The following is a 15,144-nucleotide window of genomic DNA, read 5'->3' as shown; positions in this document are numbered from 1 at the left end:
AGCGAAACACCCCTCATGCAGGCCCTTTTGACGCCCCTTGCACGCCTTGCCCGCCGGGACCAAGCTGCCTATAAGATGCGCCAAACAGAGCGGAGCCCGCCCCATGTCTTTCGACCACCGTCACCTGCTTGGCATCGAGACCCTCAAGCCGCATGAAATCACTGCAATTCTGGACCTGGCCGACAGTTATGTCGACCTGAACCGCCGTCCGGAAAAGCATGCGGATGCGCTGGCCGGGCTCACCCAGATCAATATGTTCTTTGAAAACTCCACCCGGACCCAGGCAAGTTTCGAGATCGCCGGCAAGCGCCTGGGCGCTGATGTGATGAATATGGCGATGCAGGCCTCTTCGATCAAAAAGGGCGAGACCCTGATTGATACCGCCATGACCCTGAACGCCATGCATCCGGATCTTTTGGTGGTGCGACACCCTCATTCCGGCGCGGTGGATCTCTTGGCACAAAAGGTCAACTGCGCGGTGCTGAATGCAGGCGATGGCAAGCACGAACACCCAACCCAAGCGCTGCTGGACGCGCTGACCATCCGCAGGGCCAAGGGCCGCCTGCACCGGCTCAATATTGCCATTTGTGGCGACGTGGCCCATTCCCGCGTGGCGCGCTCAAACCTGATCTTGCTGGGAAAAATGGAAAACCGCATTCGCCTGATTGGGCCGCCCACCCTGGTGCCCGGCCAGTTCGCCGAATTTGGCGCCGAGATCTATGACGACATGCGCGAAGGCCTGAAAGACGTCGATGTGGTGATGATGTTGAGGCTCCAGAAGGAACGCATGGACGGCGGCTTCATCCCCTCTGAGCGCGAGTATTTCCACCGCTATGGGCTGGATGCCGACAAGCTTTCATACGCCAAACCCGATGCCATAGTCATGCACCCCGGCCCGATGAATCGCGGGGTTGAGATCGACGGCACCCTCGCCGATGACATCAACCGGTCGGTCATTCAGGAGCAGGTGGAAATGGGCGTGGCCGTGCGTATGGCGGCGATGGATCTTTTGGCGCAGAACCTGCGCAAAAGCCGCCTGGCAGAGGCCAGCTGATCGCATGGCAGGCGTCATCAAAATCCCAGCGGGCGAACGCGGCGTGATCCGGATCTTTGATCTGGACATGGCCCCCGAACAGGCCCGGTTTCTGCGCGAACCCGGTGCCCTGGCACAGGTGCTGGGAATTGACGAGATCGATCTGGATCATGTCGAGATCTTTCCGATTTCCGATCTCGAAGAGCTGGGGCTGGCGGGCTATCTCACCCAGGGCTGCGGCCTGGCCGAGGCCGAGATCGCCGCAGATCGCAAAGCACTCACCGCGCTGGAGGGGCATATTCTGCTGCTGCGCTCGCGCGCCTTTGGGGGGAAGGCCACGCACCTGACCCCGGCCAGCCAGATCCGCCCAATTGCCAGCTATGGCGAAACCCCCGTCAACTGGAGCGCCCCGCCCATGTCCACGCCCGAAAGCAGCAAGCCCTATTCAGCGCCCAAAACCTCGCCGCGCGACGCTCGCAATGCCGCACGACGGATCGGCGCGACCCTGTTTGCCATCGTGATGAGCCTCGTTTTTCTCATCCTGTATCTATTGGTGTTCTGAGATGGATGTAATCGAGTTTACCCCCAACCGCAGCGCTTATATCACCGCCCATGCCTGGATGGCCGCGATTGCCATGGTGGCGGGGATGGTTATCCTTTGGGCCCTGGACAATCCACATGTCTGGACTGGTGCCATTGGCGGGCTGGCGGCGATTGTTTTGCGTGGCTGGTACATGATGAGCGAAGAGCTGGCCGTGGTCTGGCGCATTGAGAACGGTGTGCTGACCGGCCCCGCCGAGCGCCGGGTGGCGCTGAACCAGATCGAAGCGGTCAAGACCATGGGCTCCTACGTGCAGGTGATCACCAAGGGCGGCGACAAGCATCTGATCAAGTATCAGGCCAGCCCTGCCTTTACTGCCAGCACCATCGAAGGGGCGCGGTGATGAAAATCAAACCGCCAAAACGATCCGACGTTGAACGTGAAAGAAGAAATCCGCGATGACCCTATTGTTCACCAATGCCCGCCTGATCGACCCGGAAGCCGGCACCGATAGCCTGGGGGTTTTGCTGGTTCAGGACGGCAAGATTGCCGAGATCCTGCCCGCGGGTACGGAGCCTGCGCAACTGTTTCGTGCGCGAAACATTGACGCCAGTACTGCCGAAATCATCGACTGTGAGGGCAAATGCCTGGCGCCCGGCATTGTCGATATCGGCGTCAAGGTCTGCGAGCCGGGCGAGCGCCACAAGGAAAGCTATAAGACCGCAGGTCTGGCAGCAGCGGCCGGGGGCGTCACCACCATCGTCACCCGCCCCGATACCACGCCGAGCATCGACAGTCCGGAAACGCTGGAATTTGTCACCCGCCGCGCCCAAGAGGATGCGCCGGTGCATGTGCTGCCCATGGCGGCGCTGACCAAGGGGCGCGACGGGCGCGAGATGACCGAGATCGGCTTTTTGATGGATGCCGGCGCCGTGGCCTTTTCCGATTGCGATCATGTGGTCAGCAATACCAAGGTGTTTTCCCGGGCGCTGACCTATGCGCGCTCATGCGGGGCATTGGTCATAGCCCACCCGCAGGAGCCGCTCTTGAGTGCTGGGGCTGCGGCGACTTCGGGCAAGTTTGCCGCCCTGCGGGGCCTGCCAGCGGTTTCGCCCATGGCGGAGCGCATGGGGCTGGACCGTGACATTGCCTTGCTCGAGATGACTGGCGCCAAGTATCACGCTGATCAGATCACCACCGCCCGCGCCCTGCCCGCGCTGGAACGCGCCAAGGCCAACGGGTTGGACATCACCGCCGGCACTTCGATCCATCACCTGACCCTGAACGAGCTGGATGTGGCCGACTACCGCACCTTCTTTAAGGTGAAGCCACCGCTGCGCTCAGAAGAGGATCGCCTGGCCGTGGCCGAAGCGGTGCGCTCGGGGCTGATCGACACGATCTCCTCCATGCACACGCCGCAGGATGAGGAAAGCAAGCGTCTGCCCTTTGAGGAAGCAGCGGCAGGCGCCGTAGCGCTGGAAACCCTGCTGCCGGCGGCGATGCGGCTTTATCATGGTGAGCTCATGGATCTGCCAACCCTGTTCCGCGCCATGGCACTGAACCCGGCAAGACGGCTGGGACTGGCTTCGGGTCGGCTCAGCGCCGAAGCACCGGCCGATCTGGTACTGTTTGACCCCGACATGCCCTTTGTGATGGATCGTTTCCAGCTAAAATCAAAATCGCAAAATACGCCCTATGACGGACAGCGTATGCAGGGCAGAGTGCTGGCAACCTATGTCACCGGTACGCCGGTATACCGGAGAGACTGATGCCCCTGATTGAAAGCGCCGCTGCCATCCTGCTGCTTTGGGCCGTGATTGGCTATATGTTGGGTTCGATCCCCTTTGGGCTGGTGCTGACCCGCGCCCTGGGGCTGGGTAACCTGCGCGAAATAGGCTCGGGCAATATCGGCACCACCAATGTGCTGCGCACCGGCAGCAAAGCCGCCGCGGCAGCGACGCTGATCTTGGATGGCGGCAAAGGCGCGGCGGCGGTGCTATTGGCGCGTTCTCTGGCCGGCGAAGACGCCGCGCAGCTGGCTGGACTGGCTGCTTTCCTGGGCCACTGCTTCCCCATCTGGCTGAAGTTCAAGGGCGGCAAGGGCGTTGCCACTTTCCTTGGGTTAATGCTGGCGCTGGCTTGGCCAGTTGGCATTGCCTGCTGCCTGACATGGGTGGCCACCGCCGCCGTCAGCCGGATCTCATCGCTGAGCGCCCTGGTTGCCGCGCTGGCCGCGCCGCTCTGGGCCTATGTGTTGGGCTATCCAGCCGCGATCTTGCTGGCCCTCCTGCTGGCGGCGATTGTGTTCTGGCGCCATGGCGCCAATATCAGCCGCCTGCTGGCAGGCACCGAGCCGCGCATTGGCCAAAAATGAAGACAGGGGGCAGCTCCTGCCCCTTCCCCCCTCATCCGGGCTGCGTCACTAGGGAATGAGTCGCTCCAATCCTCGGCCATTGGCCCAGGTCCCGTGCAGCTCTCCGCTGGGCATGCGCACATAGACAACCGGATAGGTATCGCCCCAATCCACCCAGATCACATCACCACTGCGGGTGCCCTTGCCCGCGTAGCTTTGACTGCCGACCTGCCAGTTGATCTGGACCCCGCCCCCGTTTTCGCGGATCTGCACTGTCCCACTGTAGCTGCTGCCATCCGGATTGCGCCCTTCAGCCCGGTAAAGCCCGGCAACAGTTTGCGCAGCAGCACCAGTGGCAGCCAGCATTGCGGAGGCCACAAGCCCGGCAATCAAGCGTCGTCGGCAAAAACTATTCTGCATAAAAACCCCTCCTGTTTAATGGCTTCATTGTGCCCTGTGGTATCAGATATGTCAGTAAAATAAGGACCTCTTGATATTGTGATCCCCCAGATCTGCGCATCAACGCACATCTATTCTGAGCATTTGCGCAATCAAAAACAGTTTGATTGAACGTGATCGAGCCCCTCTCCACATGGGTTCCATGACAGCCAGACAGGCCATCATACAAATCGCAAATGTGCCGGTCAGCCCGCGAAAGCAGCCCCTGACCGGACAGGAAAAGGAACGATCCGATGAACGCATTTAAATCCCTGCTGAGCGGCGTGGCACTTTCGGTTGCATTGGTAACCTCGGCAATGGCCGCTGGCGTTGAGCTCAACGCATCCTCCACCGGTCTTGCCATGCAGGGCTACGACCCCGTCGCCTATTTCACCGACGGTGCCCCCGCCAAGGGCAGCTATAAAATCACAACTGTTTTTAATGACGCGACCTACCGCTTTGCTTCCGAAGAGCACAAAGCGCAGTTTGAGGCCAACCCTGAAGCATATCTGCCCGCCTACGGCGGCTACTGCGCCTTTGGCACCGCCATGGGATTTAAATTCGACGGCGACCCAGAATACTGGAAGATCGTTGACAACAAACTCTATCTGAACCTGTCCAAGGACATCCAGACCCGCTGGGAAGGTAACATCCCTGGCTTCGTTCAGGACGCCAACGGCCACTGGGAAAACATCGCAGATGTTGAGCCAGCTGCCCTGCAGCAGTAAGCCTACCTCAGCATTTTCCTGAATGGCAAAAACAAAGAACCGGCGGAGCCAACAGGCTTCGCCGGTTTTTTCTGTTGGCTGAGCTAGCGCCGGGCCAATTCCTCGATGGCCTCCGCCGTGCGCTTGGTATTGTGATAGACGCCCAGAAACAAGTACATCATCCCGCCCATTAAAATGGCATAGATCGAGCCGATGACAAAGACTGCCAGAGCTGGCAGCAGACCACCGTTTGGAGCAGGCGCCAAAAAGGCCCCCGCCGTACCGGCCAACACCCCAATGCAGAGCAGGATCACAAAAACACCCACCAACTTATCAAAAAGACCTATAAACAGATCGCGCATTTCAAACTCCCTGACTGTAAATACCAGACACCTTGCAACCCCTGGCAATTCTGGATCAAGGAAAATTCTTGACCGGGTGCAATTTTCGTGTATTTCTGTCTTTACAGAAATTTCAGGATATTCAGATGAGACTGACCCCCGCCATGCAGAATTTCATCCTCCACTGGGGCGAGATGGGCTCCAAATGGGGGGTCAACCGCTCCGTGGCGCAGATCCACGCGCTGCTGCATATCTCCACTGATCCGATGACAGCGGATGAGATCTGCGAGACGCTCAATCTGGCACGGTCCAATGTCTCCAACGGGTTGAAAGAGCTACAATCCCAGGGGCTGGTCAAAGCCTCGCGTCAGCTCGGCGATCGGCGCGATCACTTCACCTCGATCCGCGACATGTTCGACCTGGTGGATGCAGTGATCAAGACCCGGCGCGAGCGGGAGTTTGCCCCCACCCTGCGTGCCTTGGAGGAGGTGATGAAAGAGGCCGAAGGCGATGACACCCCCAAACGCACCAAGGACCGTATGGGCGAGACCCTGCGGGTGATGCGGATGTTTGATGAGTGGTATGTTGATTTCTCTCGCCTGCCCCGCTCGGTACATCTGGCGGTGCTGAAGCTGGGCGCCAAGGTCGCCCGCTTTCTGCCGGGCAAACCAGCCGACTAAACAAGAGACATCTCGTGGGAGCCACTGCTAGGGCTCTCACAAGTAATAGAAAAAATTTTGTGAGGTAATTTCTCAAATGACAGAAAAAACTGCAAACTCAAGAAACCTCCTCTTCCCCGCCGCCAAGGCCAAACGTCACCTGGTTGATCCCGTTGCCTTTGGACTTGCCATGGTTGGCGGCCCCCTGCTCACCGGAATTCTGGGCGCACCCGCTCTTCTCATCCCCACCATAGCTACTGTTTTTGGAGGGCCGATCTATTTGCTGGTTGGAGTTCCGGTCATGCTGGTTGCTTTGCGCCGTCAGCCGTTGGCTCCCGGCGGCTGGGCTCTGCTTGCGCTTGCAACTCACCTCTCTCTTTTCACTCCACTCTTTCTGCCCGCGTGGCTCACTCGTGGAAGCCTAGACGGCCCTGGCCTGTTTCTGGTTTTTGGCAGCGCCTTTGCCCCCCTCTGGGGTGCAGTGAGCGGTCTGATCTACCACCGCCTGGAACGCAGATTTTTCAAACAAACCATCTGAACTGGAAAGGACCTCACCATGCTTTTTTACATCAGCCTCTATGTCGGCCTTGGCTTGGTCATGGTGGGATTGGGGGGTGTCGTCCTGATCGGCGCCGTTATCCCTATACTGGAAGGTGGTCTTCTTTCCCTGCTCCCGGCCCTTGGCCTGGTGGCGATTTGCCTAGGTCTAGGGTTTTCCCATGCTGTAGCGACCCTGCGCGCGGTTGTGCGCGAGGCGGTGCAAGGCGCTCAATCCGCCCGAGCCGCAGAAAAGCCTAAATCTGCGCCCCCCGCAGAAATGGCGCACCCTGCCTGAAACCACTCTGGAAAGGAGCAAAACATGTGCCTGCCCCGCGTCAAGGAAGAGGCTCCCCGCAAGGTGGACTGGCAGGATCTCCTGCCCATCTCCCGCCGCCAACGCTGGGCGGAGCTGACCCTGCCGCTGCCCTGGCTGGTGCTCTCCTGGGCGCTCTATGCCTCACCGTTTTGGCCCGCGGGGGCGCTCGCCAGCTTCATGTTCTTCCTCTGCGCTCTGCGACTGAACCATGAGGCCATCCATGGCAATCTTGGCCTGCCCCGGCGCGCCGACATCGCTCTGTTGCACCTGCTCAGTGCGCTGATGATTGGCTGCAATTCCTCCATCGCCTGGAGCCATATGCAGCACCATCGTCACGCCATGGGGCCCAATGATTTGGAAGGACACTGTGGCCACATGAGCGCGGGGGAGGTTCTGCTCTACGGGCCGCGCTTCCCGCTGGATCTGATCCAGCATTGCTGGCAAGGGGGCGGGCGCAAATGGCGGCGGCGGGTGCTCTGCGATGGTTTGGCCGTGGCAATGGCAATCGGCCTGATCCTGTGCAGCCATCAGGGTTTCCTGGTGCTGCATCTGGCCGCTATGGGCGCCGCGCAATGTCTCACCGCTTTCTTTGCAGTCTGGATCACCCATCAGGGCACCGCGCAGTCCGGCCTGGCCGGGCGCAGCCAGCGCGGGGTTTTGGCGCGGCTCGCCTATCTGATGTTCTATCACCGCGAACACCACCTGTTTCCCAAGGTTCCGGTCAGCCGCTTGCCGGATTTGGCCGCCCGGTTGGACGATCAGGTGCCCGGATATGCCAAAAGCCGCCAGCCCGTGGTGCCCTGGTTTGATCGCACGACCTGAGAAGGGCTGGTTCCGCACCACCCGCGCTACGGCAATGGGCGCCGCCAGAGCATCAGCGCAAGAAAAAGGGGCACCTAAGCGGCGCCCCTTTTCCTGGTGCTAACTGGTGTCAAATCAGTAGCTGTAGTCGGCGTAGATCCGGGTCAGATCGCCCTCCCAATCGCCATGATAGCGCTCCAGCAGTTCATCGGCTGGCACCTTGCCACTGTCCAGACTGTCTTTCAGCGCATTGAGGAAATGGGTTTCATCCGGCACCAGCCCACCTGCCCCGGGGCGGGCCCGGTTTTTCAGGCCAGAATCCGAAATTGCCACCACTTCGCGGGCCAGGTCCTGCATCTTGATGCCATTGACCTGTGCCTGCAAACCATCGCGCGAAGCGGCCACACGCAGCCCTTCGCGGGTCTCGGCGTCCCAGCCCTTGACCAGATCCCAGGCCGCATCCAGCGCGCTTTGATCATAGGTCAGTCCCACCCAGAAGGCCGGCAGCGCACAAAGGCGCCGCCAGGGGCCACCATCGGCGCCGCGCATCTCCATGTATTTCTTGATCCGCGCCTCGGGGAAGGCGGTGGTCAAATGATCCGCCCAGTCCGACATGGTCGGCGTTTCACCGGGCAGGGCTGGCAATTTCCCCTGCAGGAAGTCGCGGAAGGACATGCCCAGCGCATTGATATATTCGCCATTCCGATAGACAAAATACATCGGCACATCGAGCGCATATTGCACATAAGATTCAAAGCCAAAGCCCTCGTCAAAGACAAAGGGCAACATCCCGGTGCGGCTGTCATCCAGATGCCGCCAGATCTTGCTGCGCCAGCTCTTATGGCCGTTGGGCTTGCCCTCAAAGAAGGGCGAATTGGCAAAAAGCGCTGTCGCCACCGGCTGCAGCGCCAGCGCCACACGCAGCTTCTGCACCATGTCGGCCTCGGAGCCAAAGTCGATATTGACCTGAACGGTGGTGGTGCGGCGCATCATGTCGCGGCCCATGGTGCCGACTTTGGTCATGTAGTCGTTCATCAGGCGATACCGCCCCTTGGGCATCAGCGGCATCTCGTCGTGGGACCAGATGGGGGCCGCTCCCAGACCGATAAAACCAACGCCAATCTTGTCAGAGATATCCTTAACCTCGCGCAGGTGATTGTTCACCTCGTCGCAGGTCTCGTGAATGGTCTCCAAAGGCGCCCCAGAGAGTTCCAGCGCACCGCCTGGCTCCAGGCTGACATTGGCACCGTCTTTTTCAAGGCCGATCAGATTGCCGCCTTCGGTGACCGGCGACCAGCCATAGCTGTCGCGCAACCCCTGCAGCACCGCCACGATCGAGCGCTCGCCCTCAAAGGGCAGCGGCTTTAGCGTATCCTTACAATAGCCGAACTTTTCGTGCTCGGTGCCGATGCGCCAGGCATCGCGTGGCTTGCAGCCACTGGCCAGATACTCAGCCAGATCTTCGTGGCGCTCAATGGGTCCGCCGCCGGACTGGGGAATGGACATGCCGGGCACTCCGTCCTGTAGGGTTGTCTTGGGGGGTCAGTGGTGAGCGGAATCGTTCCCAGTGTCAATGCAACCTGTGCAGCGGAGGGCGACTTGGACTGCGTTCCCAAATCACGACCTGGTGAGGTCCCTGGCGTCGTAGCTCGCTCAGCATCCGCTCGGTCTTGAGCCCTGGCAGGGCGGCAAAGACATCAAACAGCGCCTCGTTCCCGGCCGCATTGACCGGAATGGCCAGGGCAGGCTGACCGTCCTGCTCAAGAACCCAGTGCGGCGGCTTGGCAGTGTGATCCAGCCGCAGGCATTGCAACTCAGACGCCGCCACCGCGCCGCCGGTGAGCGGGCCAAAATAGGCAATCTGCCCCTCATCCACCTGTACCACGCCGGGACCACCCGCTCCGAGGCGAAAGCGCAGTCGCTGGGCGCCAATCACGGCGATGACCAGCCCCACCACCACCAGAGCCCAGCCGGTGGCCGCCGTCACGCCAAAAGAGGTAAAAGCCCATTTCAGCCCCACCAGCAGCATGAGCGCCGCAACAATCAGCTCGCGCCAACGCCAGATGGCAACACGGGCCTCGGGACGAATGAAGCTCATGATCTTTCTCCCAGTTCGCTCTTTCCCAGTTTGGCCCCTCCCATTGTTAAGGGCGGGCCAAAATTCAAGGTCGAGCCTTTGTCACGCCCTCATAGGGTGCTTGGATCGGCTCAAACTCCATGTCGGAACAGTCAAGCAACAGTTCAAGGCCCTTGGCCGTTTTACGATAGAGTTTCGCTCCGTCGCAGTGATAGCATTCCAAAAGATCCGGTATTTTGCCGCGTTTGACTTGAACAGAGGCGCGCTGGGAAACTCCGTCTTCATAGGAAATACCCGCTGCTCTATTGTTCATGCTATGCCACCAGTTTTTACGAGCACTGTTCACGCTCAGACCACAGCTCAGTCTGCTGTGCCGCTCTTCATTGATTGTGTGCTTAAATGTTACCGTTCCTTTATCGAGGAAGTACCCGCCAACGGAAGCGATAGTTAGGTCACCGTGAAACTCAAGCGCTGTGAAGTAAGGAACGCGGCTTAGGGCAGTATAGTGAAAAGAAGACCCCCTGAGCTTTGCCCCATAGACAAAAAACTCGCCGTCTGGTGAAAGACCGCAGCTTGTCTCGTATACCCCCGTCTTTAGCCACTGCCCTGGTTCAAAATGATCCCCTATCGTGCGCCAGGAAATCAACCGGTAAAGGCTGGAGTTGGCCCGATACAGGATTACGGCCCTGTCGTTCTCAGCCGCAAAGAACAGGTGTAATTCCCGGCGCGGAGCCTGCATTACCAATCCCCGAGTGTTTGCTGCCAAAGGGTCATGGCCGCCACAGCCGCCGTATCGGCACGCAGAATACGCGGGCCCAGGCTGACCACATGGGCCTGCGCCATGGCGTGCAGGCGTTTGCGCTCCTTGTCGGAAAAACCGCCTTCAGGGCCGATGAGGATTGCCCAAGGCTGCAATGATAGCTTGCCGACCGGTTCGCCTGCGGACCGATCAGCGCCGGTCCCGCCCCCCAGGGCGGGCGTTTCACGCCCTCCCTCGGGACCGGCGCTTCCCTGTGCGATGTCCAGAAATAACCGCTGGCCCACTTCTGCTTCGTCGCAAAACATCAACTGGCGCTCGGCGGGCCAGTGATCCAAGAGCTGCGAGAGTTTTTGCAAATCACAGACCTCGGGCACATAGGTGCCACCGCATTGCTCAGCCGCCTCGACGGCATGGGCCTGCAGCCGGTCCTGCCGGATGCGTTCGGAATTGGTGTACTCGGTGCCGACGGGCAGAATGCGGGCGGCGCCCATCTCGGCGGCTTTCTCCACGATGAAATCCGTGCGGGCCTTTTTGATCGGCGCAAAGATCAGCCACAAATCCGGCGGCATCTGCAAGGGCTTGCTTTGCGTGACACAGGTCAGGGTGCCGCCGCGCTTGCCTGCCTCGGTCACTTCGGCCTGCCATTCGCCGTCGCGCCCGTTGAACAGCGCTACCGCACCGCCCAGACGCTGCCGCATCACCCCAAAGAGGTAATGCGCCTGCTCCTTCTCCAGAGGAATGGATTGCCCTGCACCCAAGGGGTGATCTACATACAGTCTGATTTTTGCACTCATGAGGCCCTACATATGCAAGGTGACGCGCCAAAACCAGATGGGCAGGTCGCAGATGCGGTCAAAGACAACTGGGTTGATCAATATGCACCAGAATGGAGTCGCCCCTATCTGCGCCTCAGCCGGGCGGACCGTCCCATTGGCACCTGGCTGCTGTTGATCCCCTGTTGGTGGGGGCTGGCGCTGGCGGTGCTCTGGGATGGAAGCCCACGCTGGGAAGACGCCTGGATTGCCATTGCCTGCGCCCTGGGCGCCTGGTTGATGCGCGGCGCGGGCTGTACCTGGAACGACATTACCGACCGCAACTTTGATGGCGCCGTTGAGCGCACCCGCTCACGCCCCATTCCATCAGGACAGGTCACAGTCAAAGGCGCGGTCATCTGGATGGTGCTGCAGGCGCTGATTTCCTTTGGCATCCTGCTGACCTTTAACCCCATGGCGATCTCGATGGGGATTCTGGCGCTGTTTCCGGTGGCCATCTACCCCTTTGCCAAGCGGTTCACCTGGTGGCCGCAGGTGTTTCTAGGGCTCGCCTTTAACTGGGGGGCACTGTGGGCCTGGACGGCCCATGCCGGCGCCCTGCACTGGCCTGCGGTGTTCCTGTATTTTGCCGGCATCAGCTGGACGCTGTTTTATGACACCATCTATGCCCACCAGGACACCGAAGATGACGCCCTGATCGGGGTGAAATCCACCGCCCGGCTGTTTGGCAGCAATACCCCGACCTGGCTGCGTCGCTTTATCGTCGGCACTGTCAGCCTGATGGCCTTTGCCATTATTCTGGCGCTCGATCTCAATGACAACTACTGGGCCCTGGGCCTGGCGCTGGTTGGTCCCTGGGCCATGGGATGGCATATGACCTGGCAATTGCGGATTTTTGACGCCGAGAACAATCAGCGCCTGTTGCAGCTGTTTCGACTCAACCGGGATACCGGCTTGATTCCGCTTATTTTCTTCGTTTTGGCCGCCTTCCTTTGATTGAAACACCGCGCCGGGATCTATACACAAGACGCAGTTTTTCCAAGGAATAGCCCCTTTATGCGCCTGTCATCGCTTTTGATCCCTACCCTGACCTTTGCAGCGGCAGCCGGCATCAGCCTGGTTGCGGCCAGCTTTGCTGTGACAGCGGTAGAGCAAAACAGCGAGAGCGCCCTGCGCCGGGCCCTGGACGAGGGCGGCATGGGCTGGGCCGAAGTAACCTCTGACGGGCTGCAAGTGACGCTGGAGGGCACCGCCCCGGATGAGGCCACCCGCTTTGCCGCTCTGTCGCTGGCCGGGGGGGTGGTGGATGCAACCCGGGTGATTGACGCAATGACGGTGCCGCCGTCCAAGGGCATCGCGCCGCCCCGCTTCTCCGCCGAAATCCTGCGCAACCACAGTGGCATCTCGATCATTGGCCTGATCCCGGACAGCTCTTCGCGTGCAGACCTCGTCAAGCAGCTCAACAATATGAGCGAGGCGGGACAGGTGGCTGATCTGCTGGAAACCGCGCGCTATCCAGAGCCACAGGGCTGGTCCACGGCGCTGCGCTATGCCATCTCGGCACTGGAGCTGTTGCCCCGGGCCAAGATTTCGGTGGATGCCGATACCGTCAAGATCACCACGATGGCGGATTCGGCGGTCGCCAAGAGCCAGTTGCAAAGTCAGCTGACCCGCATGGCGCCGCCTGAGCTGCATCTGGTCCTGGACATTACCGCGGCGCGACCGGTGATCAGCCCCTTCACTCTGCGCTTTTTGATTGGCGAAGGCGGAGCCCGATTTGATGCCTGTTCGGCCGAAAGCGCTGAAAGCCGCGCTACGATCCTGGGGGCCGCCCGTGCTGCCGGTCTCGAAGGTCAGGTGGACTGTGTCATCGGCATGGGCGTTCCCTCACCCAATTGGTCGCGGGCCAGCGCGCTCAGCATTGCCAGCCTTGCGGCGCTGGGTCAGGGCACTGTGACCATCGCCAATGCCGATATCACGCTGGTTGCCGCCGAAGACACGCCGCCCGATTTGTTCGACAAGGTTGTGGGTGAGCTGGAAAACGCCCTGCCCGAGGTCTTTGCTCTGCATGCAGTGCTGCCTATGCCCAGCAGTGACAGCGTCGCAGGCCCGCCCGAATTCACCGCCACGCTTAGCCCCGAAGGTCAGGTTCAGCTGCGCGGCCGGATCAATGATGCAATGTCGCGCGATATCGCCAGCAGCTATGCCAAGGCGCGGTTTGGCGCCGATCAGGTGCATACGGCCACTCGCGTGGTCGCAGACCTGCCCGCCGATTGGCCGGTGCGGGTTCTGGCCGGTCTCGAGGCCCTGTCGCATCTGAACCGTGGATCGGTCACCGTGACGCCAGACAACCTGCAACTGCGGGGAATGAGCCACCAGGAAGACACCCTGGCGCAGGTCTCCGGCTTTCTCGCCGCCAAGCTGGGCGAGGCGGAAAGCTATGAGCTGGCTGTAACCTATGAGGAGCCTCCAGCCCCCAAGGATCAGCCGCTGAGCGCTGAGCTCTGTGCCGCCCAATTGGCCAGCGCCCAGGCGAATTCCGGCAAGATCAGCTTTGAGCCCGGCTCTGCCACTGTTGCAGGTGGCAGCCGCGCCGTGCTGGATCACATTGCCGGAATTCTGGAGAAATGCGGCCCCATCCGGCTGGAAATTCAAGGCCATACCGACAGTCAGGGGCGCGAAGGCATGAACCAGGCTCTCAGCCAGTCACGGGCGCAGTCCATCCTGAACGAGCTGCGTGCCCGCCGCATTCGCACCGCCGCCTTTATCGCCATAGGCTATGGTGAAAGCCAGCCGATTGCCTCCAATGACAGCGAAGAAGGCCGCGAGGCCAACAGGCGGATCGAGTTCCGCCTGATCCTGCCCGAAACCACCTCTGAGGGGGAAAGCACCCTTGATGCCGCTGCCACCGCCCCAACCGAGGAGGCGGCGCAGGCAGAGGCCCCCAACAGCACCGAACAGGAGACATCCGGACAATGAACAGAACCGAGTTCATCCTCACCACCGCCATCATCCTGTTTGCGGCCTTTGCCATGGGATGGTTTGCCAACTGGCTGGTGCATCGCTTTACCCGTGTCCGGCAAAGCGATGTGGCCGATCTGGACCGCATGAGCCAAGAGTTGCACGAGGCGGAAGAGACCCGGGATCAGGCCATCACCTATCTTCAGCAACGCGAGGCAGAGCTGAGCAATCAGCTGACCCAGACCGAAGCCGAACTGCGCGCCGCCATGGACGGGCTGCGCGATGCTCGCCGCGAGGCAGAAGAGCTGCGCAGCCATCTTCATCAGGAATAGACCCGCCCCGCCTGGACCCTTGAACGCGATCAAAGGGGGGCTCCCGCGCCCTCAGTATGGCAGAGCCATCCCGACAGGCCTTGGGCCCGGCAGCGCGCTGCGCGCGCTGCTGCACCGCCTTACAGCCACGTTGCAGTTTCAGGCAAGCTCTGGCCTGCACAGGTTCCGCAGAGGCGCAATAAACCGCTCGGGATGAGGGATCCGGTCAAAACGCATGTTTCGCGGGGACCAGTTAAAATAGCTCCGCCCCTCTGCTCCCTCCACCATAAGAAGGCCGTGGAAGTACCAACCGGAGTTGTCCTTGTATCCAGAGTCCCGAGTGTAAAGGGAAAAACCGCGCAGGTCCCAAAACCCTTCAACACGTCGCGAAGGCCCGTGTTGGGTAATGCAATAGGGCGCTCCTGCCGCTGCCCGCTCTGCTTGGATCAGTACCACAGGAACACAAAGCAGGGACCAAAGCGCCAGAAGGCTCGCCAGTACTAGTCCGGAGACAACTGGCCAGGTACGCCTTC

The 15,144-nt window shown here is 60.6% G+C and carries 19 protein-coding genes; 13 read left to right on the top strand and 6 right to left on the bottom strand.

Annotated elements, in window-relative coordinates; all coding sequences use genetic code 11:
- Positions 1-103: 103 nt before the first annotated feature.
- The 5 genes from AN476_RS04660 to plsY are packed head-to-tail and all read left to right on the top strand — an operon-like array spanning position 104 to position 3,948.
- On the top strand, positions 104-1,054 hold the full coding sequence (locus AN476_RS04660; RefSeq protein ID WP_054459818.1) for an aspartate carbamoyltransferase catalytic subunit: 951 nt from the start codon (positions 104-106) through the stop codon (positions 1,052-1,054).
- A 4-nt stretch (positions 1,055-1,058) separates the two neighbouring features.
- Positions 1,059-1,595: a hypothetical protein gene (locus AN476_RS04655; RefSeq protein WP_054459817.1), complete on the top strand. Its 537-nt coding sequence runs from the start codon at positions 1,059-1,061 to the stop codon at positions 1,593-1,595.
- 1 nt (position 1,596) lies between these two features.
- Entirely contained in the window at positions 1,597-1,977 is a 381-nt protein-coding gene (locus AN476_RS04650; protein WP_054459816.1) for a hypothetical protein, read from the top strand.
- Positions 1,978-2,032: 55 nt separating this feature from the next.
- Positions 2,033-3,343, top strand: coding sequence for a dihydroorotase (gene pyrC / locus AN476_RS04645; RefSeq protein WP_054459815.1), 1,311 nt, complete (start codon positions 2,033-2,035; stop codon positions 3,341-3,343).
- Positions 3,343-3,948: a glycerol-3-phosphate 1-O-acyltransferase PlsY gene (plsY, locus tag AN476_RS04640; RefSeq protein WP_054459814.1), complete on the top strand. Its 606-nt coding sequence runs from the start codon at positions 3,343-3,345 to the stop codon at positions 3,946-3,948. Before pyrC ends, plsY begins: the two co-directional genes overlap by 1 nt.
- A 48-nt stretch (positions 3,949-3,996) precedes the next feature.
- On the opposite strand, the gene AN476_RS04635 is transcribed toward plsY, so the two are convergent.
- Complete coding sequence (locus AN476_RS04635) at positions 3,997-4,347, bottom strand: hypothetical protein (protein ID WP_054459813.1); 351 nt, start codon at positions 4,345-4,347, stop codon at positions 3,997-3,999.
- Between the two features lie 272 nt (positions 4,348-4,619).
- Here AN476_RS04635 and AN476_RS04630 point away from each other — a divergent pair, with 272 nt between their 5' ends.
- Complete coding sequence (locus AN476_RS04630; protein WP_054459812.1) at positions 4,620-5,093, top strand: YHS domain-containing (seleno)protein; 474 nt, start codon at positions 4,620-4,622, stop codon at positions 5,091-5,093.
- Between the two features lie 83 nt (positions 5,094-5,176).
- Here AN476_RS04630 and AN476_RS04625 read toward each other — a convergent pair whose 3' ends face one another.
- Positions 5,177-5,434, bottom strand: a complete 258-nt coding sequence (locus tag AN476_RS04625) for a hypothetical protein (protein ID WP_054459811.1) — start codon at positions 5,432-5,434, stop codon at positions 5,177-5,179.
- A 125-nt stretch (positions 5,435-5,559) separates the two neighbouring features.
- Between AN476_RS04625 and AN476_RS04620 the strand changes: the two genes are divergently transcribed.
- The 4 genes from AN476_RS04620 (at position 5,560) to AN476_RS04605 (ending at position 7,750) form a co-directional block, all read left to right on the top strand.
- Complete coding sequence (locus tag AN476_RS04620; RefSeq protein ID WP_054459974.1) at positions 5,560-6,093, top strand: GbsR/MarR family transcriptional regulator; 534 nt, start codon at positions 5,560-5,562, stop codon at positions 6,091-6,093.
- A 76-nt stretch (positions 6,094-6,169) separates the two neighbouring features.
- Entirely contained in the window at positions 6,170-6,610 is a 441-nt protein-coding gene (locus AN476_RS04615; RefSeq protein ID WP_054459810.1) for a hypothetical protein, read from the top strand.
- An 18-nt stretch (positions 6,611-6,628) separates the two neighbouring features.
- The gene (locus AN476_RS04610; RefSeq protein WP_054459809.1) at positions 6,629-6,907 is read left to right on the top strand and encodes a hypothetical protein; all 279 of its coding nucleotides are present in this window, start codon (positions 6,629-6,631) and stop codon (positions 6,905-6,907) included.
- A 24-nt stretch (positions 6,908-6,931) separates the two neighbouring features.
- Complete coding sequence (locus tag AN476_RS04605) at positions 6,932-7,750, top strand: fatty acid desaturase (protein ID WP_054459808.1); 819 nt, start codon at positions 6,932-6,934, stop codon at positions 7,748-7,750.
- 114 nt (positions 7,751-7,864) lie between these two features.
- On the opposite strand, the gene AN476_RS04600 is transcribed toward AN476_RS04605, so the two are convergent.
- The 4 genes from AN476_RS04600 to AN476_RS04585 all read right to left on the bottom strand — a co-directional run bounded on the left by AN476_RS04600 (position 7,865) and on the right by AN476_RS04585 (position 11,360).
- A complete protein-coding gene (locus AN476_RS04600) occupies positions 7,865-9,235 on the bottom strand; it encodes a glutamate--cysteine ligase (RefSeq protein WP_054459807.1) in 1,371 nt (456 codons plus the stop codon).
- A gap of 64 nt (positions 9,236-9,299) precedes the next feature.
- Complete coding sequence (locus AN476_RS04595) at positions 9,300-9,827, bottom strand: hypothetical protein (RefSeq protein ID WP_009809703.1); 528 nt, start codon at positions 9,825-9,827, stop codon at positions 9,300-9,302.
- 64 nt (positions 9,828-9,891) lie between these two features.
- Positions 9,892-10,545 carry a hypothetical protein gene (locus tag AN476_RS04590; RefSeq protein ID WP_054459806.1) on the bottom strand — a complete coding sequence of 218 codons (654 nt, stop codon included), beginning with the start codon at positions 10,543-10,545 and terminating at the stop codon, positions 9,892-9,894.
- Positions 10,545-11,360, bottom strand: coding sequence for a 16S rRNA (uracil(1498)-N(3))-methyltransferase (locus AN476_RS04585; RefSeq protein WP_054459805.1), 816 nt, complete (start codon positions 11,358-11,360; stop codon positions 10,545-10,547). The genes AN476_RS04590 and AN476_RS04585 overlap by 1 nt, the downstream gene beginning before the upstream one ends.
- Before the next feature lie 12 nt (positions 11,361-11,372).
- On the opposite strand from AN476_RS04585, the gene ubiA reads away from it, so the two are divergent.
- The 3 genes from ubiA to AN476_RS04570 are packed head-to-tail and all read left to right on the top strand — an operon-like array spanning position 11,373 to position 14,632.
- A complete protein-coding gene (ubiA, locus tag AN476_RS04580; RefSeq protein WP_054459804.1) occupies positions 11,373-12,335 on the top strand; it encodes a 4-hydroxybenzoate octaprenyltransferase in 963 nt (320 codons plus the stop codon).
- Positions 12,336-12,395: 60 nt separating this feature from the next.
- Positions 12,396-14,318: an OmpA family protein gene (locus tag AN476_RS04575; RefSeq protein WP_054459803.1), complete on the top strand. Its 1,923-nt coding sequence runs from the start codon at positions 12,396-12,398 to the stop codon at positions 14,316-14,318.
- Positions 14,315-14,632: a hypothetical protein gene (locus AN476_RS04570; protein WP_054459802.1), complete on the top strand. Its 318-nt coding sequence runs from the start codon at positions 14,315-14,317 to the stop codon at positions 14,630-14,632. The genes AN476_RS04575 and AN476_RS04570 overlap by 4 nt, the downstream gene beginning before the upstream one ends.
- The last annotated feature ends 512 nt before the right edge of the window (positions 14,633-15,144 follow it).

The organism is Phaeobacter sp. 11ANDIMAR09, assembly GCF_001294455.1.
Taxonomy (GTDB): domain Bacteria; phylum Pseudomonadota; class Alphaproteobacteria; order Rhodobacterales; family Rhodobacteraceae; genus Pseudophaeobacter.
The sequence above is the reverse complement of the archived record's forward strand: the minus strand, read 5'-3'. Positions and strand labels throughout refer to the sequence as shown.

Coding starts and splice junctions, on each gene's coding strand:
- AN476_RS04660 (WP_054459818.1), top strand. CDS start 104: ATGTCTTTCGACCACCGTCACCTGCTTGGCATCGAGACCCTCAAGCCG.
- AN476_RS04655 (WP_054459817.1), top strand. CDS start 1,059: ATGGCAGGCGTCATCAAAATCCCAGCGGGCGAACGCGGCGTGATCCGG.
- AN476_RS04650 (WP_054459816.1), top strand. CDS start 1,597: ATGGATGTAATCGAGTTTACCCCCAACCGCAGCGCTTATATCACCGCC.
- pyrC (WP_054459815.1), top strand. CDS start 2,033: ATGACCCTATTGTTCACCAATGCCCGCCTGATCGACCCGGAAGCCGGC.
- plsY (WP_054459814.1), top strand. CDS start 3,343: ATGCCCCTGATTGAAAGCGCCGCTGCCATCCTGCTGCTTTGGGCCGTG.
- AN476_RS04635 (WP_054459813.1), bottom strand. CDS start 4,347: ATGCAGAATAGTTTTTGCCGACGACGCTTGATTGCCGGGCTTGTGGCC.
- AN476_RS04630 (WP_054459812.1), top strand. CDS start 4,620: ATGAACGCATTTAAATCCCTGCTGAGCGGCGTGGCACTTTCGGTTGCA.
- AN476_RS04625 (WP_054459811.1), bottom strand. CDS start 5,434: ATGCGCGATCTGTTTATAGGTCTTTTTGATAAGTTGGTGGGTGTTTTT.
- AN476_RS04620 (WP_054459974.1), top strand. CDS start 5,560: ATGAGACTGACCCCCGCCATGCAGAATTTCATCCTCCACTGGGGCGAG.
- AN476_RS04615 (WP_054459810.1), top strand. CDS start 6,170: ATGACAGAAAAAACTGCAAACTCAAGAAACCTCCTCTTCCCCGCCGCC.
- AN476_RS04610 (WP_054459809.1), top strand. CDS start 6,629: ATGCTTTTTTACATCAGCCTCTATGTCGGCCTTGGCTTGGTCATGGTG.
- AN476_RS04605 (WP_054459808.1), top strand. CDS start 6,932: ATGTGCCTGCCCCGCGTCAAGGAAGAGGCTCCCCGCAAGGTGGACTGG.
- AN476_RS04600 (WP_054459807.1), bottom strand. CDS start 9,235: ATGTCCATTCCCCAGTCCGGCGGCGGACCCATTGAGCGCCACGAAGAT.
- AN476_RS04595 (WP_009809703.1), bottom strand. CDS start 9,827: ATGAGCTTCATTCGTCCCGAGGCCCGTGTTGCCATCTGGCGTTGGCGC.
- AN476_RS04590 (WP_054459806.1), bottom strand. CDS start 10,545: ATGCAGGCTCCGCGCCGGGAATTACACCTGTTCTTTGCGGCTGAGAAC.
- AN476_RS04585 (WP_054459805.1), bottom strand. CDS start 11,360: ATGAGTGCAAAAATCAGACTGTATGTAGATCACCCCTTGGGTGCAGGG.
- ubiA (WP_054459804.1), top strand. CDS start 11,373: ATGCAAGGTGACGCGCCAAAACCAGATGGGCAGGTCGCAGATGCGGTC.
- AN476_RS04575 (WP_054459803.1), top strand. CDS start 12,396: ATGCGCCTGTCATCGCTTTTGATCCCTACCCTGACCTTTGCAGCGGCA.
- AN476_RS04570 (WP_054459802.1), top strand. CDS start 14,315: ATGAACAGAACCGAGTTCATCCTCACCACCGCCATCATCCTGTTTGCG.